Origin of the sequence: Mycolicibacterium aromaticivorans JS19b1 = JCM 16368 (genome assembly GCF_000559085.1) — a bacterium.
GTDB classification, from domain to species: Bacteria; Actinomycetota; Actinomycetes; order Mycobacteriales; family Mycobacteriaceae; genus Mycobacterium; species Mycobacterium aromaticivorans.
Genome location: NZ_JALN02000001.1, coordinates 419,107 through 443,934, shown reverse-complemented (window position 1 = coordinate 443,934; position 24,828 = coordinate 419,107). Strand labels below are relative to the sequence as shown.

The window sequence follows — 24,828 nt, the reverse complement described above, 5'->3', positions numbered from 1 at the left end:
GCGTTCGGCTGTGCCAGGCGACGACACGCACCACCCATCTCACCGCGGTATCCGATAAAGGGCTGCGCCGGCGGTGATTCCGGCACCTGCCGCGATCAGGATCGCCAGACTGCCGCCGTCGAGCTCGTGGGTTGCGCGGTCGAGAGCCGCCGCCAGCGACGCGGTGTGCATGGCATCGTCGTCGGCGACGACGATGCGCTGAGCCGGCACCCCCAGCATGTCGGCCAGCGCCGCGCGGTATCCCGGCCACGCCGGTGCGGCGACTATCGCGTCGACATCGGCGATCGTGCGTTCGGACGCGCGTAGGCAGCGCGCAGCGGCGTCGGCGGCGGCAGCGGCGAAGCGATCGTCGCGCGCCGTGGAGTGCCGAAAGCGCAGAATGTTCTTGTAGTCGACGAGACCCACTGTGGCACTGAATGTTTCACCACCGTCGGGGATTCTCGCCCAGTGTACCTGTTCGATTCCGTCATCGTCGCCGGTCCGGCTGCACAGCAGTGCCGCGCCGGTGGGGGAGAACGGGAAGTGTTCGCTCATGCCATGGCCCGGGTCGGCGTCGCTGGCCACAACCATCGCGCAGTCGATGGTCCTCGACGTGAGGAAGCCGTCGACGATCTGCAACGCGGTGAGGACACCGCACGCACCATTGGCGACGTCGAAGGAGAATGTGCCGTGCGTGCCCGTATGCGGATCTTCGGGATTGGCGCCGACGTCCTCCTGGATCAACGCCGCGAGTGCCGGCTCGCCCAGATTTCGGTCGCGGTAGATGCCCGCGTTGATCAGTAGGTCCACGTCGTGCGGTTCTCGGCCCGCCATCCGCAGGCAATCCTGTGCGGTGCTGACCGCGAGGTGCAGGGCGCTGTGCCGGTGACGCCACCGGCTCTTGCCCACGGCGACCTGTTCAATCACGGTGCCCATAGTGATCCACCATCTCGTCGTCCAGTGTCAGCATGACCACGCCGATTTCCAGTCCGGACGCCAGCGCGATCAGCGCTATGGTCTCGCCGGGGCGAATGCGATTCGCGTCGAGTTCCTCGATGAGAGCCACGGTGTGGGTGGTCGATGCGGTGTTGCCGTATCGGTCGACGGTGATCACGGCGTCGTGGCGGGGACTGTCACCGAAGTCGTCGGCGATCTTGGCCATTCCCTTGCGTATCGCGCGGGCCGACGTCTGGTGGGTGATCACGTGATCGATGTCGTGTATCGAGACGCCGACCGTGTCGAGCACCTCGTGCAACAGCAGTGGGGTGTCCGACATCGCGGCCCGATGGATGCCGCGCGCATCGGTGAACATTCGCCCACCCGGATCGGATCCCTTGGGATACGCCAGGCACAGTCGGCTGTAGTCGGCCACGGTGGTGAAGCCGGCCAGGCTGATGCCGGCCGAGCCGGCCGGTGCACGCTCGAGTAGAAGCGCCGCGCCGGCGTCGCCGAGCGTCAGGCACGCCAACTCCTTGCTCATGATCGACCGGATATGACGAGCCGCATTCTGGCCGAGCTGCGAGATGTACTCACCGCTGACCACCAGTGCACGCTCGATGATGCCCTGTCTGATCCAGTTGTTCGCGATCGTGACTCCGGTGAGCATTCCCGCGCAGGCATTGGAGACGTCGAAGGTCATCGCCGTCGGGGCGCCGATCCCCGCCGCCACCGCACTGCTCATGGTCGGCTCGAGCCACTGGGTGAGACCGTCGCGAAACTTGGTGATGCTGCAGCTGATGACGGCGTCGATCGACTCTGCCGGCCGCTGGGCCTTGGCCAGGCAATGCAGTGCCGCCGCGACGGCGAGCGTGTAGGAGTCCTCATCGCCTACTGAAACCCGGCGCTCACGGATCCCGGTCAGCCGTTCAAGATCGATGTGCGTCTGGTGGCGCGTGGTCGACATCAACTCGTCGGTTGTGAGGTGGGTGGTGGGCAGGTGTCGGCCTGCGGCGGCCAGCCGGGCGTGAAACGGCGCTGTGTCACCGTCTTCCGACGGTTCCATCATCAGCCACCGCTTGCGCGTCATTGATCCATAGTGATTCGGGCCGTAGTGACCTGATAGGGATCATTGGGCATCGACGGCCGGGACCTTGTGCCCTTGCCGGTCCGCTGTGGTGGGCGAATTGTGATGGTGGTGGAACAACTGACCACCTTGGATGCCGGATTCCTCGAGGCCGAGGACTCAGATCGGCATGTGAGCTTGGCGGTCGGCGGTATCTCGGTCATCGAAGGACCCATGCCGGACTTCGCGTCCCTGGCGGACAGCGTCGCCGAACGGATTCTCAGCGTTCCCCGGTTCCGGCAGGTCGTACATACGCATCTACTCGACCTCGAGCCCCCGGAATGGGTGGAAGACCCCAATTTCGATCTCTCCCATCACATTCACCGCGCGGCGCTGCCCCATCCGGGGGACGACCAGTCTCTGTACAGGTTCGCCGCCGACGTGATGGAGCGACGCCTGGACCGCGACCGCCCGCTGTGGGAGTGCTGGATCATCGAGGGCCTGGCCGACGGCCGGTGGGCGGTCTTGATGAAGATCCACCACTGCATCGCAGACGGCATCGCGACCATGCATCTGTTCGCCGGGCTCAGTGACGACGGGGAAGGCGAAACGTTCGCTACCGAGATTCGCGCCGCCAAGGACTCGACAGATCACCGTGGCCGATTCGCAGGAGTCAGTCTGAATCCGCTGGATTGGGCATCGGGCTTGTGGCAGACCGCTGTCGGCGTGACGAACGCGGCATCGCTGGCTGTCGAGGGCGTCATCGAGATCACCGGTGGCTTGCTACGCCCGGCCAGCCCCTCGTCGCTGGCCGGTCCCCTTCGCAAGATGCGCGGCTACAGTGCTGCGCGGGTGAGCCTCGACGAGGTGACGGCGATCTGCCATGAATTCGGTGTCACCGTGAACGATGTTGCGCTGACCGCGATCACCGACAGTTTCCGGGCAGCGCTGGTTCGACGGGGCGAACAGCCACGACAAAACTCGTTGCGGACGCTGGTGCCGGTGTCGATCCGCTCCAACGACGCGCGAGAGATGATCGACAACAGGGTGTCGATCATGCTTCCGCGTCTCCCCGTCGAGAAAGACGATGTGGTCGAACAGCTCCGCGAGGTGCATGCCCGATTGACGTGCGCGAAGGGCAGCGGGCAGCGCCAAGCGGGCAGCGCCCTCATCTCGACGATCAGTTTGCTGCCGTTCCCGGTGACGGCGTGGGCTGTCCGGGCGCTGACCCGATTGCCGCAACGCGGCGTCGTGACGGTCGCCACGAATGTCCCGGGACCCCGCGAGCGATCGAAGATCTTGGGTCGAGAAGTCCTCAGTGTGCTCCCGATTCCGCCCATTGCGCTCCAACTTCGCACCGGCATCGCCATTCTCAGCTATGCGGACAGTCTGGTGTTCGGCATCATCGCCGACTACGACGCGGCTCCTGACGTCGACGAGCTGGCGCGGGGTATCGAGCAGGCGGTCGCGCAGTTGTCCGCGGCGGCCAAAGCTCTCGGCTAGCCCTCTGGGGAGGCACCCGTGACACCACAACCCTCGTTCCGTGACGGGATGCGCATGTTCAACAAGCACGTGCTGAACCCGGCAATGCTACACCTGGCGGGTCGTAAACACTGGTATGCCAGCGCTATTCGACATACCGGGCGGGCCTCGGGCAAGAGCTATGTCACCCCGGTGGTGGCCAATCCGGTGGCGGATGGATTCATCATTCCGCTGCCCTACGGCACGGGCGTCGACTGGCTGCGCAACGTGCTCGCGGCGGGCCGGGCAACGATCACCTCCGGCGGCCGGACCTATGACGTCATCACTCCGGAGATCATCGACGCGGCCTCGGCCGCACCGAAGCTGTCGCCGCGACACCGGCAGGCCTTCCACCGTTTCGGTATCGACGACTTTCTTCAGGTCACGGTGAAGTAGGCGAGCGATCGTGGACTATTGCACCGGTGCAGGGGACTTTTGGCCGGTACGGGCTCCGGTTGCTCGCAATAGTGTTGTCTCACAGTCCCAATAAGCAAGGAGTTCGTGTCATGACCGAAACCGGGAAACAGGCCACCGTTGATTCACCCGCCGCTGATCTCACCGAAGAGTTGCATGAGTCGGCCAAAGCGGGACAGCACGCGGCCGGACAAGCGTTGCGGAAGTTCCGTGACGCGGTGGACGATGCAATCCCCGAATCCGTTCAGCCGCTACGCGACAAGATCGTGCAAGCTGCACTTGATTTGGCCGACGATCTCGTTTCTGCCCAGTACAAATTTCACCGCAGTCTGCTCAACACGGCAGATCGCGCGCTGACCAAGTCCGACGCCGACCGCTGAGCGACGCCGCGCGGGTTTCTTCGTGAGGGCGTCACGGTGGATCACCAGGCAGGGCGGGCTCGCTCTCCGCACGATGTTTCACGCCCCGCAGGATGGCCCGCGTCACGAAGGCCTTTGGCGGCGCGATGAGTTCGGCGCCTACTACGGCTCCGGGCCGTCGCAACGGCACCCGGGTGCGGATCAGCAGTCGGGTGCCGTCGTCGCCATGTTCCGCCACGTTCAGCGACCACACGGCATCCCAGATGCTATCGCCGCCTCCCGTCCGTAAAACGATCGATCGCCCCTCCTGGATCTCAACGACCGTGACCAGGATGCCGTCGTCCAGGCCCAGCCATCCCCGGGGCGCCAGGCGGACGGTGTCACCCACGGCGAGGTGCTGCCATTCGGGGTGGATCCGATCGGCGTCCTGGTAGTCCAACCCGGCCAGGGTGTGCAGTGTTTCGTAGGCGTACAGACCAGCGCGGTCGAGACCGATCTGGACCAGCCAGGGCCACACCGCCTCCGGCGGCCGTTCGATCGTGATCCCTTCGGTCGTCACCACCGCAGGTTGACCGACCAGGCTGTCGCCCGGCAGCGGCATCGCACACTCGGCTTTCGTGGTGCCCCAGTTCCGGAAGAATTGTCTGGCCGCGAGGAGGACTGCGGCAGTTGCGCCCAGGCGAGCAATCGCTGTCATGGTTCAACTCTGCGGCGGGAAGTCCCGGCGCGGTAGGGCCGGTCGACCTCGATGTGGCCGATCGGCATCGACGAATGACCCGGCCGGCTGGGACTTCAAGCTCTCATGCCCGCCGACGGGCGGACGATCAGATCGCTTGTCGTGCAACGGTCTAACCGGCCGACGACTGCGATCGACTGCGGCGGCCCCCTTCTCGGCGTTGCTCAGACATTTTCAGCAACGCTTTTGCCGTGGCCTCGTCGGCGTCGGTGCGGGCATTTTGCGCAAAGTGGTGGGCGCTCACCCTTTCCCGAGCAAGATCGGACTGTCACAATGCAGGAGATGCACGTCGGGAAGCGCAGGGACGGGTTTGATCAGCGAAAATAGGCCTGGGACGCAGTTCGGCCGGGAGCGCACAGGGGATGTGCGCCGGATTCATGATCAGCTCGACGAGCTGGCCGCCGACCGCGACCAGATGGGACTGCTGCTGCAACTGGCGATCGAGATCAGCTCTGATCTCGAGCTGGAGCCGACGCTGCACAGAATCATCAGTGCCGCGCTGACCTTGACCCGGGCGCGCTACGGCGCCATCGGCGTGTGGGGTCCCGACGGCATGCTGACCTCGTTCGTCCATGACGGCATAGATGAACGCACCGTTGATCGGATCGGTCATCTTCCGGTCGGCAAGGGACTCCTCGGTGCGCTGCGGGAACGGACCGATCTGTTACGGCTCGACGATCTGACCCAACATTCGGCCTCGGCGGGGTTCCCCGACGGGCACCCGCCGATGCGCGCGTTCCTGGGTATTCCGATCCGTATTCGCGACGACAAGGCGTTCGGCAGTCTGTACGTCGCGGACGACCGGCCCGGGCGCACGTTCAGCGAGTCGGACGAGGTGACCGGGCGCGCATTGGCGTCGGTGGCCGCGGTCGCCATCGACAACGCCCAGCTGTTCGACGCCACCCGGATCGCGGCCTTGTGGACCAGCGCGAGTCGGGAGATCACGGCAGCCGTGTTGTCCGATGGGCAGCCTATTCTCAGGCCGTTGCAGCTCATTGCGGCGCGGGCGTGCGAACTCACCGAGGCGGAGCAGGCCATCGTGCTCTTTCCCGAGGATGCTGACCTTCCTGACGACGAGGTGGACACGCTCGTGGTGTCAGCGGCGGTTGGTCGATATGCCGACGATGTTCTCGGCCAGCGGGTTGCGGTCGACGGATCGACCAGCGGCTCGGTGTTTCGTTCCGGCGAGCCGGTGATCACCGAGACGTTCCGCAAACCGATCCAGTCGTTCACCGACAACGGTGAACGCCCGGCGATCGTCGTGCCGTTATGGGCTGATGGACACAGCCTCGGGGTGCTTGTCGTCGCACGGAACGTCAACGCTCCACGCTTCAGCGCCAAAGATCTTGACCTGGTGCGGGATTTCGCCGGCCACGCAGCTATCGCGCTGACGATTGCCCGGGCCCGGCGTTATACAGCTGAGCTCGCTCTGCTCACCGAACGGGAGCGCATTGCGCATGACCTCCATGACCAGGTGATCCAGCGGGTGTTCGCGGTCGGGCTGGATCTGCAGGGGGTGATCGCCCGGACCCGAGATCCCGAGATGGCCCAGCGGCTATCGCGGTCGATCGATGAGCTGCAGGCCGTCATCACCGAGATCCGGTCGACCATCTTCAATCTGCAACATCCGGTCGATTCGAGTGGCGGATTGGCCGCGCGGATTCACAACGTGTTCGAACAGTTGACCAACCACCGGGACGTCGCCGCTTCGCTGAGCCTCAGCGGCCCACTGAGCATTCTCAGCCCCGACCTCGCCGCCAACGCCGAAGCGGTGGTCACCGAAGCCTTGAGCAATGCGGTCCGGCACTCGGGTGCCGCGGAGATCACGGTGAGCGTCGCGGTCGGTAATGACCTGACGATCATGGTCACCGACAACGGCAAGGGGATTCCAGCGGACAACAGACGCAGCAGTGGTCTACGTAACCTCGCCCGGCGCGCGGAGTCGGCGGGCGGAATCTTCACTCTGTCCGACGCTGAGAGCGGCGGAACGAAGTTGGTGTGGAAGGCTCCGCTTACCTCGGAATGACGGATCATCCAGTTAGATTGCGGGACTGTGTATTACAGAGATCTTATCCGGGCTGTGCTCAAGACTCCTCGGTCGGCGTGATCTCTGCGAGCATCTCGGCGATGTCGGCCTCGGCGCGGGCCTTGTCGAATCCGACCCGGTGCAAGGTGCCGCCGCCTTGCTCGGCTTCGCGCAGTGCGAGCAGCATGTGTTCGGTTCCGATGTAGTTGTGGCCCAGGCGAAGTGCTTCGCGGAAGGTCAGCTCCAGGGCCTTGCGGGCACCGGAGTCGAACGGGATCAGGGCCGGTACGTGGTCCGCCCGCGGTGGCAGAACGATGGCAGCTCGCACGGCATCCGGGGTGATCTGCTGGGCACGCAATAGGGGAGTGGCCAGTGCGGCCGGATCACTGAGCAATCCCAGCAGCAGGTGGTCCTGGGTGATCTCGGCGTTCCCGGCCCCGTGGGCCGCGTTCTGGGCTGCGACGACGGCGCCGCGGGCTCGCGGGGTGAACCGGGCGAACCCCTGGGCGGGGTCCAGATCGGCGGCGTCGAGGTTGGTCATCTTGGGCACGAAACGCTTCTGTGCCGCCTGTTTGGTGACTCCCATGCTCTTGCCGATGTCGGTCCACGAGGCGCCCGACCGGCGGGCCTGGTCGACGAAATGCCCGATCAGGTGGTCGGCGAGGTCGCCGAGGGCCTCCGCGGTCAGCACTGCGTCGGCAAGTTGGTCGAGGGCGTTGGTGTGGCCCCGCTTGATGCCGTCGATCAGGTCGTCGAGTCGGATCGGGTAGGCGATCCGGGCCGTTTCTTCCATGCGTCAACCGTAGGTTGACGACTAGGCTTCGTCAACCGGGAGTTGACGGTTTGCATCCGATGGAGCGGGTACCCGCACACCATGCCAACGAGCGTTACGCGTGACATCGACGCGCCACGGGAACGAGTCTGGGAAGTGCTGGCCAACGGGTGGACCTACTCGCAATGGGTGGTCGGTAACAGTCGGATGCGCGCGGTCGACGCCGACTGGCCGGCGCCGGGCGCGCGAATCCTGCACTCGATCGGCGTCTGGCCGGCGGTGATCAACGACGAGACCGTGGTGCTGCGCTGCACGCCGCAGGAGGAACTGGTACTGCTGGCACGGCTTGGCCCAGCTGGCGCAGCGCGAATCACTTTGCGGCTCAGCGACATCGAGGGTGGCTGCCGAGTGGAGATGGCGGAGGTGGCAGTGGAGGGGCCGATGAGGTTCTTGCCGGACCGGGTGCAACTGGCCGGATTCTGGCCGCGAAACCGCGAATCCATCTGGCGGCTGGCGAACCTCGCTGCGGATCGCGAACCGGCCGAATTCGATCCGAACTAGCCCGGCTGTTCGGCCGGCGGCCGGGATTCGCTCGGGCCGGGCTTCCCGATTCCGCCACGAGCGGCGCGAGGCGACATAAACTCGCGCCATGGCAGGCCCGCGCAAGTCCGACGAGCGGCCCGACGTGAGCAAAATCGACAACCGGGCGCCGTCGGTGCCGCGGATGTTTCTCGATCGCGTCGCGGCCACCCCCAACGCCGAGGCGTTCCGGTATCCCGACAATGACGGGTGGACCAGTGTCACCTGGGCGCAGGTCGGTGAACGGGTCGAGCTGATTGCCGCGGGGCTGATTGCCCTCGGCATCAACCCCGAGGACCGGGTGGCACTGGCGGCGGGAACCCGCTACGAGTGGGTGGTCGTCGATTTCGGCATCCTGTCCGCGGGTGCGGCGACGACGACGGTCTATCCGAGCACCAACGCCGAAGACACCGCGTTCATCGTCGCCAACTCCGGCAGTCGGGTTGTCGTGGCCGAGAACCAGTCTCAGGTCGACAAGCTGACGGCCAACCGCGCCGACCTACCGGCCGTCGAGAAGGTGGTGATCATCGACGGCACGAGCGATGACGACTGGGTGATCACCCTCGAGGATCTCCAGCAACTGGGCAAGCAACTCCTGGCCGACAAGCCCACCGCGGTGACCGAGCGGATCGACGAGATCACGCCCGAGCAGCTGGCCACCCTGATCTATACCTCCGGCACCACCGGCAAGCCGAAGGGTGTGCGCCTGCACCACGAGGCATGGACCTATACCGCCGCTGCGCTGGATTCGCTGCAGGTGTTGTCCGACAAAGACCTCAACTATCTGTGGCTGCCGCTGGCGCACTCGTTCGGCAAGGTGATGCTGGCCATGCCGCTGGTGATGGGTTTCCCCACCGTCATCGATGGCCGGGTGGACAAGATCGTCGAGAACCTGGCGATCATCAAGCCGACATTCATGGGTGCGGTACCGCGGATTTTCGAGAAGGTGCACGGCCGGATCACCGAGACGATGGCCGAAGAGGGCGGCGTCAAGAAGCGGCTCTTCGACTGGGCCAGCGACGTGGGCCTCCAGGTTTCGCGCGCCCGGCAAGCCGGCCACCGGGTCGGGCCGCTGCTTGCGTTGCAACACAAACTCGCCGACAAACTGGTGTTCAACACGATCCGGCAGCGGTTCGGTGGCCGCCTGCGGTTCTTCATCTCCGGCTCGGCCGCGCTGGACCGCGATATCGCGCAGTGGTTCGACGCCGTCGGCGCCATTGTGCTGGAGGGCTACGGGCTCACCGAGACGTCCGCGGCGTCCTCGCTCAATCGTCTGAATGCCTATCGGTTTGGGACGGTGGGCTGGACGTTGCCGTACACCGACGTCAAGATCGCCGCCGACGGTGAGGTGTTACTCAAGGGGCCGGGCGTGATGAGCGGCTACCACGACCTGCCCGAGGCGACCGCGGAGGCCATCGAAGCCGATGGATGGTTCCACACCGGCGATATCGGGGAGCTCGACGCCGAGGGCTATCTGCGGATCACCGACCGCAAGAAGGACATGTTCAAGACGTCGCAGGGCAAATATGTTGCGCCCTCGGCGATCTCAGCGGCGTTCAAGGGCATCTGTCCGTTCGCCAGCGAGATCATCATCTATGGCGAGGGTAAGCCGTACTGTGTCGCGCTGGTCAGTCTCGATGCCGAGGCCATCAGGGAGTGGGCAGATCGCAACGGCATGGAGGGCAAGTCCTTCGAGGAAGTTGCCCGCGACGCGAAGACCAGGGAAATGGTCGAGGGGTACGTGGAAACCCTCAACAAGCACCTGAACAGGTGGGAACAGGTCAAGCGCTTCGCCATCATCGATCGCGAATTGACTGTTGAGGCAGGCGATTTGACTCCCAGCCTGAAGCTCAAGCGTAAAGCGGTCGTGGAGAACTTCCACGACAACATCGACGAGCTATACGGCTGACCGTGTGGCGTTGCGGCGTGCTGCTGGCCGCCACGGCCGCGTTCTCGTTCGGCGTGGCCCCAGCGCGGGCTGACGTTCCGGTGCCGCAGGCCGGTGCGTCCTGTCCGGCTGAGTTTACCGACGTGATGACCCGATTACCGGATGTCGGCGACTTTCTCGTTTGCCAGGCGTCGGGCATGTGGGCCCCGGTGCTCGCCCCGTTCGACCCGCAAAGTCGCTGGTTGAGCTATGGCGCTGGAATCACGTTGCACGGTCAGGGATTTCGCAATCCTAACCTTCGCTCGGGGCAGTGGACGGCGGCTCCGCTGGATCCTTCCGCAGTCTGCAGTGCCGATCAGGTGACCGTGATCGGTCCGGGAGAGCTTGCGCCGGTGGTGCATTCGCCCGGCGAGTCAGGTCAACCCCTGCACCTCGTAGTGCTACCGAAGTTGTTCACCATCACGATGAACGGTGACTGTCTGTGGTCCGAGGATCAGCCGCCGGGACTGGGGTGAACCACTGCTTCGGCTGAGGGTGCAGGACGCCTTCGCCAGCAAGGGCCGTGGACTGGTTCTCCGCCCTCGGTCGCAGTGACGTGTCACCGGGTGATGTGCTCACGACGGGGTCGGCCGGACGGGCATCGAGCGGCATCGACGTTCGCTTGTAGGCCAAGTGGTCCCCAGGGGCGGGGGGCCGGTGGCCCAAGGGGGTGGCCACTTCGCGTAGCCCACCCCTGGAGACCCGCTTGTGACGGTCGGAATTCGGTGTGTTCGCGCTACCGGGCCCCGACCGGTCGGCTGTGTTCTCAGCGTCGTCAGAAATGTACGACACCTGCGGTGGTCGGCGGCTGACTTCGACAGAAATATTGACGATTTGGTAAGAGTGTGTGCGACCCGGACAGCGCTGTCACCGGCACGAGGAAGCGTTCCGGCAGGATCGATCTCAGGGTTTTATCCCCATGTCACCGGCAGTTCGACAAGTCCGTGGGACAGGGAATGAAAGCCTGCGGTCATCGTCGCCGGATCAGTGCACAGCTGCAAGGTGGGAAAGTTGGGGATGAGCTGGGAGTAGACGATCTTGAGTTCCAGTCGGGCGAGCGCGGCGCCGAGGCAGTAGTGCAGGCCGTACCCGAAGCCGACGTGGGCCGCGCCGCTGCGGTTGAGGTCCACCCGGTCGGGATCGGCGAAGAATTCGGGGTCGTGGTTGGCCGCGCCCGGGTCGAGCAGAACCAGATCTCCCTCCCGGATCGTCACGCCGTCGGCGTCGATGTCGCCGCGGGCATAGCGCGGGACGCCGACGCCGCCGGTCATGCCGGCGCGCAGGACTTCCTCGACGGCCTTCGGGATGAGGTTCGGGTTGTGCAGCAGGGTCTGCCACTGGTCGGGATTGCTCAGCAACAGCAGGCACCCGACCCAGATTTGGGTCACGGTCGTCTCGTGACCGGCGAAGAGTAGCTGCATCGCCAGCGTGGCGATCTCGAAGTCGGCCAGATCGGGTTCGTCGCACAGGCGGGAGATGACGTCGTCGTCCGGGTTCGCTCGCTTGGCCCCGACGAGCTCCATGCCGTAGCCGAGCAGCGACTCGAGCCCTTTGAGGGAGACGTCGTCGTCGGGGGAGAACGCGGCGTCGTCGACCCAGAGGCGGAAACGGTCCCGGTCGGCGTACGGGACGCCGAGCAGGTCGCAGATCACCAAGATGGGCAGTGGCTGGGTCAGGCTGGTCAACAGGTCAGCCGGCGGCCCGTGGCGGTGCATGTCGTCGAGTAGGGCCGCGCACAGACCTTCGACCTTCGGCTGCAGGGTGCGCATGTGCCGGGGACCGAAGTGTGGCTGCAGTAGTCGGCGCATGCGGGCGTGGTCGGCCGGCTCGGAATCGAAATCGCCGATCGGGCCGCCGAACAACGCCGAGGTGCGGCTGCGCGGGGCGTTCGCGGGGTCGCGGTGGGTGCGGCCGAGGAGTTCGTTGTCCATGAGGCTGCGCACCAGTGAGTAACCGGTGACCAGCCACGCCTCGTCGCCGACGGAGGTCAGGACTCTGTGGATCGGCCCGGTGCCCTGCAGCGCGAGAAGGTCGTCGGGGGAGCGCAGTGGGTGGCTCTGGCGGAACGGCAGCTGGGCGGTGACGGTCATGCTGGGAGCCTACGACTGGACGCGACAGCGCGGACCATTTTTAAGACTACTGGTCTTGTTTGCCTCGGCTCTAGTATTCAGCGATGGCTCACACCAATCGTGGCAGCTTGAGCACCGTCGTCGGGTTGTTCGCCGCGCCGGCTGCGATCGCGCTTTGGCTCGCCCCGATTGCCTCAGCCGACTCAGCGTCCTGGAACGGCGAGTACGCGATCACCTTCATCGTCGGACCCAAAGCCGGAACGAGTATGGCCGCCGGTCAGCCAGAACAACAGCACACCGAAACCTATGGCTTCCAATCGAACTGCGCGAACGGCAAGTGCACCGCCACCATCACGAGCGGTCCTCCGCCGAGCAACCCGACGGTTCCGCAGCCTGTCCAGTTCACCTGGGATGGGTCATCGTGGACGCAAGCCAGCGACTTTCAATGGCAGTGCCTGATGCCCGACGAGACGGTCCAGTGGAATCCGGCCCACGCTGAGGTGCGGTACACCCCTCAAGCCGACGGATCCCTGTCCGGCACCATGCACACCGAGATCATCAGCGGCGCGTGCCAGGGCACTGTCGATATGAACATGACGGCTGAGCGCGCTTAGCCGGCGCGGCTATCGGCGAAGGCTGTCGGTCGGATCGAGACCGGCCCGGCGGTGGAGCGGTATCGGCACGCCCGCGAAGAGAATTCACGACGGGCGCGGGTCAACAATTTCCGACGCCTGCGTGCGGACAGGACGCGGGCCGAGCCAGGTCCGTGCGTTCCTGACCCGCTTGGTGCGCCGCGGCCGGGCGGCTGACTGCCAGATGCTGCGCAGGGTTCCGGGCGCACCCGGAACTATGGCCGAAATGCCCTAGCAGCTCCGCAGGCAACGGGTGTTGGTTGTGGTTATGACTAGTTCTGGGCGGTGGATCGGCTGGGTGGCAGTAGGTATCGGCGTCTGCGCGGCGGTGTCGGCGTTTGTGGTCAGTTCGACTCAGGTCGGGCAGGGATTCGCGTTCGGTTTCGGATCGTTCATCGCCTTCTTCGGGGCGCTGTCGGTGCTCGCCCACAATCGAGCTCCCGACCATTGGGGCTTGCTCGTGGTTGGTCTGGCCATGTTCGTCGCTCCGTTCATCGGCAACGGCTTCAGCTATGACCGGGGGGCGTCATGGACGTGCTGGGTGGCTGGTGGTGTGGCCACAATCCTCGGCGGCGTTGGCTGGCTTCATGACAAAACGCCGACCGAGTACGGGGTCAATGAGTTGGGCGACAGCCAACGGCTTCGGCACCGCTGGAGCTATCTGATCGGGCGGCTGGCGTTGGGTGTGAGCGTCGCGACTGTGCTCTTAGGTCTTGCCTTCCGCTCGAGCGCAGCTGGGACCGCAGTGACCGTTGGTCTTGGCGGCATGATCGCTGTGATCGCGGTTTGGTCGCTGCTCGCGTCGGAACCTACCCACGATTTCCTGACACTCGCCATCGTGGGATTCGCGCTGCTCTTGTCGCCGTGGGCAGCTGGATTCACGGGGGAGAGCACCGCGTGGACGGCATGGGTGGCGGGTGGACTTGCCGCGGCGCTTGGCGTCACAGGCTACCTGCGAGACGAGCGCATGGACTTCTCGGTGGCTGTCCGCGATGATTCGGCCGCGCAATACCGGAAGCAATTTCCCTGACGCTGCGGGCCCGGATGCGGTGGTGACCGTCTCGGTCCGGAACGGTCGCCGGACTTCAGAGTTCCGGGCAAGGAACAGGAACACATTGCGTCAATCGTGGTGCGCGATACTGGGATTGAACCAGTGACCTCTTCCGTGTCAGGGAAGCGCTCTCCCGCTGAGCTAATCGCGCGGGACCAATCTCTTGGAGGTGGAGACGGGAATCGAACCCGTGTGCACGGCTTTGCAGGCCGTTGCCTCACCACTCGGCCACTCCACCGTTGGGTCTGATGCCGCACTTGCACCTTCGAGCGGATGACGGGATTCGAACCCGCGACCCTCACCTTGGCAAGGTGATGCGCTACCAACTGCGCTACATCCGCGCGCTTCGGACGAAATCGTCGCCCGCTGCGAAGGACGACAATAGTCGACGTAGGCGAAGCCGCACAAATCCCCTCGCCGCGGCGCCGCGACGAGCGCATTCTGGCCGGACGGGTGTGCCGTGATAATGTTCGTCCTCGGCGAATCGGGCACCATTCTCATGGTGCGCGCGCACCGGGTCTCGTAGCTCAGTGGGAGAGCGTCCGCCTCACACGCGGAAGGTCGCTGGTTCGATACCAGCCGGGACCACCACACAAAGGCCTCGTCGCACACGATCAGATTCAGAACGTCTGGGCATCCAGGTTGGCGACCGCGGCCGTTTCGCCACCGGCGTCGGTGAATGCGGCCAGAGCGCGGACCAGGCCGTGCCGTTCGCGCGGGGGCATCTTTCTCACCACTTGGGCTATCTCGTCACGGCGGTGGGCAGTCACGGCTTTGACGACCTCTCGGCCGCGAGCGGTCAGCTCCACGACAAGTTCACGGCGGGACTCCGGATGCGGTTGGCGATCAATCAGGCCCGCCGTGACCAATCTGTCGACCATCCGCCCTGTGGTGGACGGTGCGACGTCGAGCAGGCCGGCCAACGTGGCGAGGTTCACCGGAGGCCGAGTCGAGAGGATGACGAGCGTGCGGAATTGGGGGATCGTGATGGTTTCGTCGACTTCGGCTATCGAGCGCGCCGACATCGCTACGAGTAGTCGAGACGCTGTCAGCAACGCGTCGGTGACGGCGTCGGTCGAGTCCGCTGCGTCCGGCATGACATCCCTCCAGTCTTTCGGAGCTATTTTGCCAGTAAGGGGAACTCCCGCTCACTGAAACTATGGCAGATGTGCATAGGCGAGCGTCGAAAGCCGTCAACACGATCGGATCACCCGCAGCGATCGTTAGCCTCGGCACCGCGCATACTTGTCAATGAGTGCGCGTTCCGCAGGGATTGGGCTGTACACCAAAGGATCTCGTGGCGTACATCCACCGACGGTGATGACGACTGGGCCACGAGCGTAGCCGCTGGCGCCGATATGGCCGGACAGTTGGTCACTGGCAGTGTAAAGAACCGGCGCGGGCAGCGTGGCGACGATCGGCAAATGCCGGTCAGCCAGCTCAAGAGCTGCGGACACGTCGTGCGATTGGGTTGTCTTCTCCGAGAACCACACTGGCGGAGTCGTCGACCAGTTGATCCGGAGCGCATCGATATGGGGGATCGACTGATCGGTGTTGACGCGGGTCCACGCGTCGAGTTCGGCGGCGGTGGGATACCGCCGCGAGAAGGACATCTCCGCCGGGTGAAGTCGGCCGGCTGAGATCGTCCACGCCATCTCGGCGAGTCCGGCGAATTTCGTGGACAACACTGTCGCGACATCGCCGACACTGGTGAAATCGGATGGATCGGCCAACGCGACGCTCGCCACGTTCGAATGGCCGCCGTCCTGCTCCGCGAGAGGCGCGGAGGGATGAACGATGGTGGCGCGTAATTCGACTGTCGCCAAACGAAACTCGTTGCGCAGCCGCACCCAGTCCAGGGCCTGCTGGACAATTTGGTGGGCGTTGGCAATCGTTTGTTTCCCGCTGTCGACGGCGAAGATGCTCCGGCCGTGTCGCAGATCGAGCTCGGCGCTGTAACCGCGGAATCTGCCACTACCTAGAGCAGTCAGGTAGTGCGACGTGATGGCTGCGATCTTCTCACCAGCGACGCCATCGTGCACCTCGACGTCGATGGTGAAGTTGACCATGTCTTGCGCGGGCCTGTTGTTGAACGTATGGCCGATCGTTCGGACGCCTGGCATGGCAGAAATCTGCTGCACCAAACGGTCGACGGCCGCGCCGCGATCGGGGACCGTGGCGTCACAGGCGCCCGACACCACAGCTGCCGCCGTCAGCGCGGCGGCCAGAGAGCGGGCCCGCGACATGCCGAAATCCTCTCGCATGCCGGATAACCGGAGCCGGGACCAGTTAGCCCCCCGCAGGGCACGAGCGCAACCGGAACCGACTTCCACGCCTAGCCGCACATGACAACTATTGCATAGTGCTACCTTGTCGTGGGATCATCGCAGCTGATACCGCCCCCACTCACCCGTGCTGACCAGGTCCGCTGTCAGGTCGCAATTCACCGACTCTCCAATAGTCGCGAGGTAGGCATGAAGGTAGCGATCAGCGGCGCCGGTGTAGCCGGCCCTACGCTGGCATATTGGTTGCACCGCAGCGGACACCAGCCAACGCTGATCGAGCGCGCACCACGATTTCGCACCGGCGGCTACGTGATCGACTTCTGGGGGGTGGGTTTCCGGGTCGCGCAACGCATGGGCATCGAGGCGACTGTGCGCGAACGTGGCTACCAGGTCCGGTCGATCCGCTCGGCCCGTCCCGATGGGCGAACGCGCGGATCGTTGAGTGTGGACGGATTCCGGCGGGCGGTGGGAGATCAATTCACCAGCATTCCGCGTGGCGATCTTGCTGCGGCCGTCTATGCGACAATCGAAAACGATGTCGAAGTGATCTTCGATGACAGCATCACGGCGGTCGACACACACGCCGGCGGTGTCGGTATCAGCTTCGAGCGGGCCAACTTTCGCGAGTTCGACCTTGTGGTCGGTGCGGACGGTCTGCACTCCAACGTGCGCAGGCTGGCGCTCGGCGCTGATTCGACCGTCGAACACTATCTGGGGTATGAGGTTGCCGCCTGCGTCGTCGACGGTTATCGCCCGCGGGATGAGCTTGTCTACGTCACCTACTCCGAGCCTGGCCGATCCATCGGTCGGTTCTCACTGCGGGACAACCGAACCATGTTTCTGTTCATACTTCGGTGCTCGCGTCCGCGCGACCCCGGCGACACGGCGGCCCGCACCGCGCTACTTCGCCGCCACTTCGCCGATATGGGCGGTGAGTGCGCGCGCATCCTCGCCGCCCTCGACGGCGTCGGCGACCTGTACTTCGACGTCGTCAGCCAGATCCGCCTCGATCGCTGGTCTCGAGGACGTGCAGTGCTCGTCGGTGATGCGGCCGCCTGCGTATCGCTGTTCGCAGGCGAAGGCACCGGTCTGGCGATGACGGAGGCCTATGTGCTTGCCGGCGAACTACATCGGGCCGGCAGTGATTATCGGAGCGCTTTCGACCGCTACGAAGCACGCCTGCGCACCTTCGTCGAAGGCAAACAGAAAAGCGCCGAGCGATTCCTTCCCGTCTTCGCCACCCGAACCCGACTGGGCATTTGGTTCCGCGATCTCGTCATGAACACCCTCGATGTGCTTCCGCGCGCGGATCTGTTTCTGCGCCGCGATCTGCGGGACGAGTTCGACCTACCGGCCTACGCGATGTGAACCTCGGGGCAACGGCCCCAGTACTGGCGGTTGTTGGCTCTGGGGAGGCGTTCAGGTTGTCGACCCGTCGTCACCGTGGTGCTCCTGGTCGGCGGGGTGGTCGTCACGATGTTGTGCGGCGAGTTGCCGGTAGGCGGCGGTGAAGGCCGCGGTGCCGCGCAGCAGCGCAGCGCGGTCATCGGGATCCATTGCTTCGGTGACGTTCTCGAACAGCGTCATGCGGTGGTGGCTCAGGTCGTCGAGGATGGCTTGGCCCGCGGGGGTGAGTTCCAGCAGCGTGGCCCGCCGATTGTGTGGCGCCACACCGCGACTGATCAGCCCTGCGTCGGCCAGTCGGTCACTGAGGCGGCTTGCACTCGATGGCGCGAGCCCGAGGTCAACGCCCATTTCGGTGACCAGGCTGGGGCCCAGTCGCTGAAGCGATTGGAGAGCGCGCAATGGAGCCATACCGATGCGTTTGACCGACTCCTCGAGAACGACCAGGTTGAGCGCGAACAGTCCGCGGGTGGCGTGTTCGAGCTGATCGGCATACCTGCCGGTGCCACCCACGTAATCGCGGCTCGTCCGGGTGTGGCCGGAAGGTTCCATGCGTGCACACTAGCCCGTTCGCACTAAGACCAAACTGCACATCATCATGTTTGGGAATCATCCATTCCGGTCAAACGGTGTCCAAGGGGTGAGCGAGCAGACGAAGGAGCGGCGGTGGCGCGTGATACCCGGGGTCCGGTGCCCGGAGAAACGGACAATCTGAAACGAGTCAGCTTGAACCCGCCTCACTGGCGGGAGGCGCGCAGAATGCTCGCCGCCGAAGCCGCCCTCCTGGCGGTTCTGGCTGTAGTCACTTTGGTGATGGCCATGACCGCAGGGTCGCGAACTCCCGGTCCTCACATTCTGGATATCGGAGTCAGTGCAGCCTTGGGTTGGACGTTGCTCGGCGCGGCCCTCGCCGTCGGGGTGGCCGTGGTGTGGCGTCGCGTCGCGCAGGTGATCACAGCGACGTTGAGTATCGGCGGGGCGATGCTCGTCGTGATCTGCGCGGTCGCGGCCGTGCACCATGCACACCCCTTCGGTTCCACCACCCCGGTGCTGCTCGTGTGGGCGTTGGTGTTCTGTTACAACTTCGCAGTCGCAATCTGGCTCGTGCCCAACCACATTGAAGGTCCGGACTGGATCGCCCGGCGGAGTCGCCGGCCGTGACCGCGACGATTCCTGAACCTCATGTGTTACGCGAGTATGCGCTGTTGGCCGATGGGCAGCGCGGTGCGCTGATCGGGCCGCGTGGGGACATCGCCTGGATGTGTGCGCCGCGTTGGGCTGACGACGCCGTCTTCAGTAGCTTGATCGGCGGTAACAGCGTGTGGGCCCTCACGCCGGTGGCGAGGTTCGTCTGGGGTGGCCACTACGAGGACGGCACCCTGATCTGGCGATCCCGCTGGGTGAGCACAGAGGGCATCGTCGAATGCCGGGAAGCGTTGGCCTATCCCGGCGATGCGCACCGGGCGGTGCTGATGCGTCGGGTGATGGCGATCCGTGGCGAGGCTCGACTCGACATGAACTTCCGCCCGGCAGCCGGATTCGGTCACGACCAAATGACGCATCTGACCCGAGACGAGCAGGGCTGCTGGCACGCCATCGCCGGCGACCTGCGTATTCGAGTGTCCGGAGCACCCGGCGCGACGCCCGCCCACGGTGACGGCGGATCAGCCTTGCACGCTCGCCTCGTGGTGCCCGAGGGTGGCACCCACGACCTCGTCGTGGAGATCTCCGACCAGCCCGCCGAAGGTCGCCTCCCGAATCCCGACATGTTGTGGGAGTCCACGGAAAACAGTTGGCGGCGTGCAGTTCCCGCGATGCACGCCAGCAACGCGCGACGCGACGCCCGCCATGCCTACGCTGTTCTGCGCGGGCTGACCACCCCCGCTGGAGGGATGGTTGCGGCGGCCACGACGAGCCTGCCCGAACGTGCTGAGCAGGGCCGCAACTATGACTACCGCTACGTCTGGATCCGCGACCAGTGTTATGCCGGGCAAGCAGTCGCAGTCGACGGCCCTCACCCGCTCATGGACGACGCCGTCGCTTTCGTCACCGACCGGCTGCTGGCCGACGGCCCCCAGCTGCGCCCGGCCTACACCATCGATGGTGGTGTTGTCCCGAACCAGCGCTCTCTGCACCTGCCCGGTTATCCCGGCGGCAGTGACATTCTCGGCAACCACGCCAACTGTCAGTTCCAACTCGATGCGTTGGGGGAGGCCCTGCTGCTGTTCGCCGCCGCCGCCCGTCACGATCACCTGCACACCGATGCTTACAACGCCACTGTCGCGGCGGTCGGCGCGATCGCCCAACGCTGGCAGCAACCTGATGCCGGGATCTGGGAACTCGACAACCGACATTGGACGCATTCTCGACTGATCTGCGTCGCTGGTTTGCGCGCCATCGCCGGCCAGGTCGGCGGTCGCGATGGAGGCCGATGGAGTGGTCTGGCCGACGCCATCCTGGCCAGCACCGATGACTGCGTGCATCCGAGCGGGCGCTGGCAACGCGCACCGGACGACTCCCGCATGGATGCCGCACTGCTCACACCCGCATTGCGCGGGGCGCTGCCGGCCCGCGACCCGCGCAGCCTCGCCACCGTGGCTGCGTTGAGTGCCGATCTCGTCGATGACCAATTCGTCTACCGATTCCGCCACGACGACCGTCCGCTGGCCGCTGCTGAGGGCGCCTTCCTGCTGTGTGGGTTCTGGGCGGCGCTGGCGCACCACCAGCTCGGCGATGAAGTAACTGCGATGCGTTACTTCGAACGCAACCGGGCAGCCTGCGGACCACCAGGACTGCTGTGCGAGGAGTACGACGTCGAACAGCGCCAGTTGCGCGGGAATCTCCCACAAGCCTTCGTCCACGCCCTGTTGCTGGAAACCTCTCTGACGCTGGGCCATCCGTCCGGTGGGCAAGTGTCGGGCGAGGATTCCGGTCACCCCATCCAAGCCCTCAAGGAGTCACTATGACCACATCTTCGCCCCGCACGATCGTCATCACCGGAGCCAGTGCCGGCATCGGACGCGCCGCCGCGCAGGCTTTCGGCCGCCGCGGTGACCGCGTCGTACTCCTGGCCCGCGGAGAAGCCGGCTTGGCGGCGGCGGCCGCCGAGGTCGAGGCCGCAGGAGGCAGCGCCTTGCCGATTCCCACCGACGTCGCCGACGCCGCCGCGGTCGACGCGGCGGCCACGAGAGCCGAGGAGACCTTCGGGCCGATCGATGTCTGGGTCAACGATGCCTTCACCTCGGTCTTTGCTCCGTTCGCCGACATCAGTCCCGAGGAGTTCCGCCGTGTCACCGAAGTCAGCTATCTAGGGTTCGTCTACGGCACGATGGCTGCGCTGGCCCGGATGCGCACGCGTGGCCGGGGCACCATCGTGCAGGTCGGCTCCGCCCTTGGCGTGCGGGCGATTCCCTTACAGTCGGCGTACTGCGGCGCCAAACACGCGATCAACGGGTTCACCGAATCACTGCGCACCGAGCTGCTGCATGATCACAGCGACATCCACGTCACCGTCGTTCAGATGCCCGCGCTGAACACTCCTCAATTCTCCTGGGTGCTGTCCCGGCTGCCGCGACACCCGCAGCCGGTGCCGCCGATCTATCAACCGGAGGTGGCAGCCCGGGCGATTGTCTACGCCGCCGACCACCCGCGTCGCAAGACCTACTGGGTCGGCGCGAGCACCGCGGCCACCATCGTGGGTCAACATGCGGTTCCGGCGTTGCTGGATCGCTATCTCGCCAAGACCGGCTTCTCCTCACAACAGACCGGGGAAGCCGTCGGCCCGGACCGGCCCAACAACCTCTGGGAGCCCCTCGACGGCGTGGACGGCAAAGACTATGGCGCCCATGGGATCTTCGACGACCGTGCGTGGGCGCGGTCACCACAGCGCTGGCTGGCCGAGAACGCCCGCGGGTGGTCGCTGGCCGCCGCCGGCGCGGCATTGATCGCCTGCGGGGCCGCTGCCGCGCGCTACCGCTGATCCGAAGCGACATTCGACGTAAAGACCTATAGACAAGAGATTTCGGGAGCGTAGACATGAAAGACACCGTTGCGGACGTACTGTTGGCCCGGTTGCGGGAGTGGGGAGTGCGACAGGTCTTCGGATTTCCCGGCGATGGCATCAACGGGTTGCTGGCGGCCTGGCAGCGGGCCGGCGACGATCCGCAGTTCGTTCAAGCCCGCCATGAAGAGATGGCAGCTTTCGAGGCCGTCGGATTCGCGAAGTTCTCCGGACGGTGCGCAGTGTGCGTGGCCACCAGCGGCCCCGGTGCGGTGCACCTGCTCAATGGTTTGTATGACGCCAAACTCGACCACGTTCCAGTGGTGGCGATCGTGGGGCAAACGGAGCGCTCGGCAATGGGTGGCTCGTATCAGCAGGAGATCGATCTGCTCAGCTTGTTCAAGGACGTCTGCAGCGACTACGTGCAAATGTGCACCGTCCCTCAGCAATTGCCCAACCTGATCGACCGAGCGATCCGGGTTGCAGTCAGCGAATCCGCGCCGACGGCTATCATCGTGCCGTCAGATGTCTTCGAGTTGACATACGAGCCTCCTGGGCACGCGTTCAAGCAGGTACCGTCCAGCCTCGGACTGAGTCGGGCGCGCGTGACGCCTGACGACACCGCCGTTCGCAAGACGGCTGAGCTGCTCAATGCCGGGCAGAAAGTCGCGCTACTGGTAGGTCAGGGAGCGCGCGGCTGCGAGGACGAGTTGGCTCAGGTGGCCGACCTACTCGGTGCCGGTGCGGCAAAAGCTCTGCTGGGCAAGGACGTTCTACCTGACGACCTACCCTGGGTGACCGGTTCGATCGGCTTGCTGGGCACAACCGCGAGCTGGCATCTGATGATGGGCTGCGACACGCTGCTCACTGTCGGCTCCAACTTTCCCTACACCCAATTCTTGCCCAAACTCGACCAGGCCCGCGCGGTGCAGATCGACCGCTCCGGCAAGTGGATCGGCATGCGATATCCGTACGAGATCAATCTGGTCGGGGACGCCAAAGCCACCTTGCAAGCGTTGATTCCACTGCTGCACCGAAAGACTGACCGTTCCTGGCGGGACAAGATCGAAAAGTGGGTCCACAGCTGGTGGACGACGGTGCAACGCACCGCGATGACCGACGCCGATCCGATCAACCCGATGCGATTGTTTTGGGAGCTGTCCCAGCGCATGCCTGCTGATGCCATCATTGCCGCGGATTCCGGCTCGTCGGCCAACTGGTATGCCCGGCACCTGAAGTTCCCCGCCGGAGTCCGCGGCTCACTTTCCGGAACGCTGGCCACGATGGGGCCCGGGGTTCCCTATGTGATCGGCGCCAAGTGGGCGCACCCGGACCGTCCGGCCATCGCCTTTGTCGGAGACGGAGCGATGCAGATGAACGGGCTGGCCGAGTTGATCACCATCGCCCGGTACTGGCAGCAGTGGGCCGACCCCCGTCTGATCATCGCCGTACTGCACAACAACGATCTCAATCAGGTCACCTGGGAAATGCGGGCCATGGAGGAATCGCCCAAATTCGAAGCGTCGCAGTCGCTTCCCGATGTCGACTATGCCGGTTTCGCTCGCAGCCTGGGTCTCAACGGGGAAAACCTCGACGACCCGAACGCCCTGAGTGGTGCGTGGGCGCGAGCGCTGGGCGCAGACCGCCCCACCGTGCTCGATGTGCGCTGCGACCCTGATGTGCCGCCCATCCCGCCGCACGCCACCTTCGAGCAGGCGACGTCGTTGGCCAAAGCCGTGCTCGGCGGTGACGACGACTCCGCCGGCTTCATCAAGCAGGGCGTCAAACAAAAAGTTCAACAGTACTTCCCAAAAGAAAAGGCCGACAAGTGAAACCGATCGCCGCCGCGCTGCACGCCATCCGAACCGGCCGCTTCGAACGCACCCTGGCGGTGCTGACTGCCGGTGGTGCGGCAGTCACCACCGCCGAAATCTATCTGTCCCACGACGGCGCCAGCTTCGGCAACAAGATGATGTATTGGCCCGTCGTCATCGTGCCCACCGCGATACCGGCCGGGGTGGCTGGGTTCTTCTCCGCGCGCGCCGCGCGCACGGTCTTGCCGGCGGCAAGTGCGCTGATCGTGGTCAACGGCGTTCAAGGCGCCTACCTGCATATGCGGGGAATCCGACAGCGGCCGGGCGGAATCACCAAGTACAACTTGGAGTCCGGGCCGCCGGCCTTCGCGCCGTTGTTGGCATCCCTGGTCGGCGGGATGGGCCTGCTGGCTGCCTTGCTGCGCCGAGAAGACCTTCCCGGTCCCGGTGCGGGAGCGTCACGCTGATGCCGATCCGTCGTTCCCACCAGCGGGCCATCACACCGCAGAACAGGGGTCGATTCCCTGGCTTCGATGTGTTGGCCCTGGCCGATCAGTGGGACGAGGTGACCGCACGGGTGGTCCTGGCCCGGCTGGCGGTGCCTACGGCACTGGCATTCTTCACCGCCCAGGAAATCAGCGTGGCTGAGCCCATGCTCGATCTGCTACTTGCGCAAGACCACGATCCGCGAGTGCCGGTCCTGGCGCTGATCGACCAACGACTGGCGGCCGGCGAGACTGACGGCTGGCACTACGACGACCTTCCGGAGGACGGTCAGGCCTGGCGCGGGTCGCTCGCGGCCTTGGATGCCGACGCCCACTGTCGCTACGACCGCGGCTACGCCGATCTGCAACGCTCCGCACAGGCGCGTCTACTCCAGGATGTCCAAGACCTCGCCGATCGCGGCCAGACTTGGCACGACTGGTCGGCCACCCACGTGTGGAGCCTGTGGACGCGCTACGCGTGCACCGCGTTCTACTCCCATCCGTGGGCGTGGAATGAGATGGGCTTCCCCGGCCCCGCCTACCCGCGCGGCTACCTCAATCCCGGTATCAATGCTCGCGAAGGCTTTGAGGTCACAGACCACGACGACGTCGACCCCGTCCCCTTCGCGCAACGCGTGGAACGCGCCCGGCGCGCGGACGACGACCTGCCCGCCAGGACTGCCGATGGCTAGCACGCGGGAGGTACGTGCGCGCAACGAATCGGCGTGGCTGGTGCCCAACGACGGGACCCGCACCAATCACCGGTTACGTGC

The 24,828-nt window shown here is 65.2% G+C and carries 24 protein-coding genes and 4 tRNA genes; 17 read left to right on the top strand and 11 right to left on the bottom strand.

Annotated elements, in window-relative coordinates; genetic code table 11:
• Window positions 1–39: 39 nt before the first annotated feature.
• Window positions 40–915, bottom strand: a complete 876-nt coding sequence (locus Y900_RS02140) for a 3-oxoacyl-[acyl-carrier-protein] synthase III C-terminal domain-containing protein (RefSeq protein WP_036338445.1) — start codon at window positions 913–915, stop codon at window positions 40–42.
• On the bottom strand, window positions 899–2,005 hold the full coding sequence (locus Y900_RS02135; RefSeq protein WP_036338442.1) for a 3-oxoacyl-ACP synthase III family protein: 1,107 nt from the start codon (window positions 2,003–2,005) through the stop codon (window positions 899–901). The genes Y900_RS02140 and Y900_RS02135 overlap by 17 nt, the downstream gene beginning before the upstream one ends.
• Before the next feature lie 108 nt (window positions 2,006–2,113).
• On the opposite strand from Y900_RS02135, the gene Y900_RS02130 reads away from it, so the two are divergent.
• From Y900_RS02130 to Y900_RS02120, 3 genes are all read left to right on the top strand, one after another.
• On the top strand, window positions 2,114–3,484 hold the full coding sequence (locus tag Y900_RS02130; RefSeq protein ID WP_036345593.1) for a WS/DGAT/MGAT family O-acyltransferase: 1,371 nt from the start codon (window positions 2,114–2,116) through the stop codon (window positions 3,482–3,484).
• Window positions 3,485–3,532: 48 nt separating this feature from the next.
• Complete coding sequence (locus Y900_RS02125) at window positions 3,533–3,898, top strand: PNPOx family protein (RefSeq protein ID WP_051659832.1); 366 nt, start codon at window positions 3,533–3,535, stop codon at window positions 3,896–3,898.
• A gap of 110 nt (window positions 3,899–4,008) precedes the next feature.
• A complete protein-coding gene (locus tag Y900_RS02120) occupies window positions 4,009–4,296 on the top strand; it encodes a hypothetical protein (RefSeq protein ID WP_036338437.1) in 288 nt (95 codons plus the stop codon).
• Window positions 4,297–4,327: 31 nt separating this feature from the next.
• Here the strand turns inward: Y900_RS02120 and Y900_RS02115 are convergent, their stop codons facing one another.
• On the bottom strand, window positions 4,328–4,972 hold the full coding sequence (locus tag Y900_RS02115) for an SRPBCC family protein (protein WP_036338434.1): 645 nt from the start codon (window positions 4,970–4,972) through the stop codon (window positions 4,328–4,330).
• Window positions 4,973–5,426: 454 nt separating this feature from the next.
• Between Y900_RS02115 and Y900_RS02110 the strand changes: the two genes are divergently transcribed.
• Window positions 5,427–7,037 carry a GAF domain-containing sensor histidine kinase gene (locus Y900_RS02110; RefSeq protein ID WP_109751158.1) on the top strand — a complete coding sequence of 537 codons (1,611 nt, stop codon included), beginning with the start codon at window positions 5,427–5,429 and terminating at the stop codon, window positions 7,035–7,037.
• A 58-nt stretch (window positions 7,038–7,095) separates the two neighbouring features.
• Here the strand turns inward: Y900_RS02110 and Y900_RS02105 are convergent, their stop codons facing one another.
• Window positions 7,096–7,830: a Clp protease N-terminal domain-containing protein gene (locus Y900_RS02105; RefSeq protein ID WP_036338431.1), complete on the bottom strand. Its 735-nt coding sequence runs from the start codon at window positions 7,828–7,830 to the stop codon at window positions 7,096–7,098.
• Window positions 7,831–7,911: 81 nt separating this feature from the next.
• On the opposite strand from Y900_RS02105, the gene Y900_RS02100 reads away from it, so the two are divergent.
• The 3 genes from Y900_RS02100 (at window position 7,912) to Y900_RS02090 (ending at window position 10,791) form a co-directional block, all read left to right on the top strand.
• Window positions 7,912–8,370, top strand: a complete 459-nt coding sequence (locus tag Y900_RS02100) for an SRPBCC family protein (protein WP_036338428.1) — start codon at window positions 7,912–7,914, stop codon at window positions 8,368–8,370.
• Window positions 8,371–8,458: 88 nt separating this feature from the next.
• Window positions 8,459–10,297, top strand: coding sequence for an AMP-dependent synthetase/ligase (locus Y900_RS02095; RefSeq protein WP_036338425.1), 1,839 nt, complete (start codon window positions 8,459–8,461; stop codon window positions 10,295–10,297).
• 17 nt (window positions 10,298–10,314) lie between these two features.
• Entirely contained in the window at window positions 10,315–10,791 is a 477-nt protein-coding gene (locus Y900_RS02090; protein ID WP_036338422.1) for a hypothetical protein, read from the top strand.
• Between the two features lie 435 nt (window positions 10,792–11,226).
• Here Y900_RS02090 and Y900_RS02085 read toward each other — a convergent pair whose 3' ends face one another.
• Window positions 11,227–12,405: a cytochrome P450 gene (locus Y900_RS02085; RefSeq protein WP_081844955.1), complete on the bottom strand. Its 1,179-nt coding sequence runs from the start codon at window positions 12,403–12,405 to the stop codon at window positions 11,227–11,229.
• An 83-nt stretch (window positions 12,406–12,488) separates the two neighbouring features.
• Between Y900_RS02085 and Y900_RS02080 the strand changes: the two genes are divergently transcribed.
• Window positions 12,489–12,998 carry an Rv2253 family sensor-like surface protein gene (locus tag Y900_RS02080; RefSeq protein ID WP_051659831.1) on the top strand — a complete coding sequence of 170 codons (510 nt, stop codon included), beginning with the start codon at window positions 12,489–12,491 and terminating at the stop codon, window positions 12,996–12,998.
• A 316-nt stretch (window positions 12,999–13,314) separates the two neighbouring features.
• Complete coding sequence (locus Y900_RS02075) at window positions 13,315–14,046, top strand: SPW repeat domain-containing protein (RefSeq protein WP_237752483.1); 732 nt, start codon at window positions 13,315–13,317, stop codon at window positions 14,044–14,046.
• Between the two features lie 97 nt (window positions 14,047–14,143).
• Here Y900_RS02075 and Y900_RS02070 read toward each other — a convergent pair.
• From Y900_RS02070 to Y900_RS02060, 3 genes are all read right to left on the bottom strand, one after another.
• A tRNA-Val gene (locus Y900_RS02070) sits at window positions 14,144–14,218 on the bottom strand.
• A 13-nt stretch (window positions 14,219–14,231) separates the two neighbouring features.
• Window positions 14,232–14,305, bottom strand: a tRNA-Cys gene (locus Y900_RS02065).
• A 30-nt stretch (window positions 14,306–14,335) separates the two neighbouring features.
• Window positions 14,336–14,408 (bottom strand) — tRNA-Gly (locus Y900_RS02060).
• Between the two features lie 175 nt (window positions 14,409–14,583).
• Here Y900_RS02060 and Y900_RS02055 point away from each other — a divergent pair.
• Window positions 14,584–14,658 (top strand) — tRNA-Val (locus Y900_RS02055).
• Between the two features lie 29 nt (window positions 14,659–14,687).
• Here Y900_RS02055 and Y900_RS02050 read toward each other — a convergent pair.
• Both Y900_RS02050 and Y900_RS02045 read right to left on the bottom strand, forming a co-directional pair.
• Complete coding sequence (locus tag Y900_RS02050) at window positions 14,688–15,164, bottom strand: MarR family winged helix-turn-helix transcriptional regulator (RefSeq protein ID WP_036338416.1); 477 nt, start codon at window positions 15,162–15,164, stop codon at window positions 14,688–14,690.
• Window positions 15,165–15,290: 126 nt separating this feature from the next.
• The gene (locus Y900_RS02045; RefSeq protein ID WP_237752481.1) at window positions 15,291–16,400 is read right to left on the bottom strand and encodes a hypothetical protein; all 1,110 of its coding nucleotides are present in this window, start codon (window positions 16,398–16,400) and stop codon (window positions 15,291–15,293) included.
• A gap of 141 nt (window positions 16,401–16,541) precedes the next feature.
• On the opposite strand from Y900_RS02045, the gene Y900_RS02040 reads away from it, so the two are divergent.
• Complete coding sequence (locus Y900_RS02040; RefSeq protein ID WP_036338412.1) at window positions 16,542–17,720, top strand: FAD-binding domain; 1,179 nt, start codon at window positions 16,542–16,544, stop codon at window positions 17,718–17,720.
• A 51-nt stretch (window positions 17,721–17,771) separates the two neighbouring features.
• Here Y900_RS02040 and Y900_RS02035 read toward each other — a convergent pair whose 3' ends face one another.
• Entirely contained in the window at window positions 17,772–18,308 is a 537-nt protein-coding gene (locus tag Y900_RS02035) for a MarR family winged helix-turn-helix transcriptional regulator (RefSeq protein ID WP_051659829.1), read from the bottom strand.
• A 207-nt stretch (window positions 18,309–18,515) separates the two neighbouring features.
• Here Y900_RS02035 and Y900_RS02030 point away from each other — a divergent pair, with 207 nt between their 5' ends.
• From Y900_RS02030 to Y900_RS02005, 6 genes are read left to right on the top strand one after another with little or no spacing between them, the layout of a single operon-like run.
• A complete protein-coding gene (locus tag Y900_RS02030) occupies window positions 18,516–18,917 on the top strand; it encodes a hypothetical protein (protein WP_051659828.1) in 402 nt (133 codons plus the stop codon).
• Complete coding sequence (locus tag Y900_RS02025) at window positions 18,914–20,722, top strand: glycoside hydrolase family 15 protein (RefSeq protein ID WP_051659827.1); 1,809 nt, start codon at window positions 18,914–18,916, stop codon at window positions 20,720–20,722. Before Y900_RS02030 ends, Y900_RS02025 begins: the two co-directional genes overlap by 4 nt.
• Window positions 20,719–21,735, top strand: a complete 1,017-nt coding sequence (locus tag Y900_RS02020; RefSeq protein WP_036338407.1) for an SDR family oxidoreductase — start codon at window positions 20,719–20,721, stop codon at window positions 21,733–21,735. The genes Y900_RS02025 and Y900_RS02020 overlap by 4 nt, the downstream gene beginning before the upstream one ends.
• Window positions 21,736–21,791: 56 nt before the next feature.
• Window positions 21,792–23,588 carry a thiamine pyrophosphate-requiring protein gene (locus Y900_RS02015; protein WP_036338404.1) on the top strand — a complete coding sequence of 599 codons (1,797 nt, stop codon included), beginning with the start codon at window positions 21,792–21,794 and terminating at the stop codon, window positions 23,586–23,588.
• Complete coding sequence (locus tag Y900_RS02010) at window positions 23,585–24,037, top strand: hypothetical protein (protein ID WP_036338401.1); 453 nt, start codon at window positions 23,585–23,587, stop codon at window positions 24,035–24,037. Before Y900_RS02015 ends, Y900_RS02010 begins: the two co-directional genes overlap by 4 nt.
• Window positions 24,037–24,747, top strand: a complete 711-nt coding sequence (locus Y900_RS02005; RefSeq protein WP_036338398.1) for a gluconate 2-dehydrogenase subunit 3 family protein — start codon at window positions 24,037–24,039, stop codon at window positions 24,745–24,747. Before Y900_RS02010 ends, Y900_RS02005 begins: the two co-directional genes overlap by 1 nt.
• Window positions 24,748–24,828: the final 81 nt, after the last annotated feature.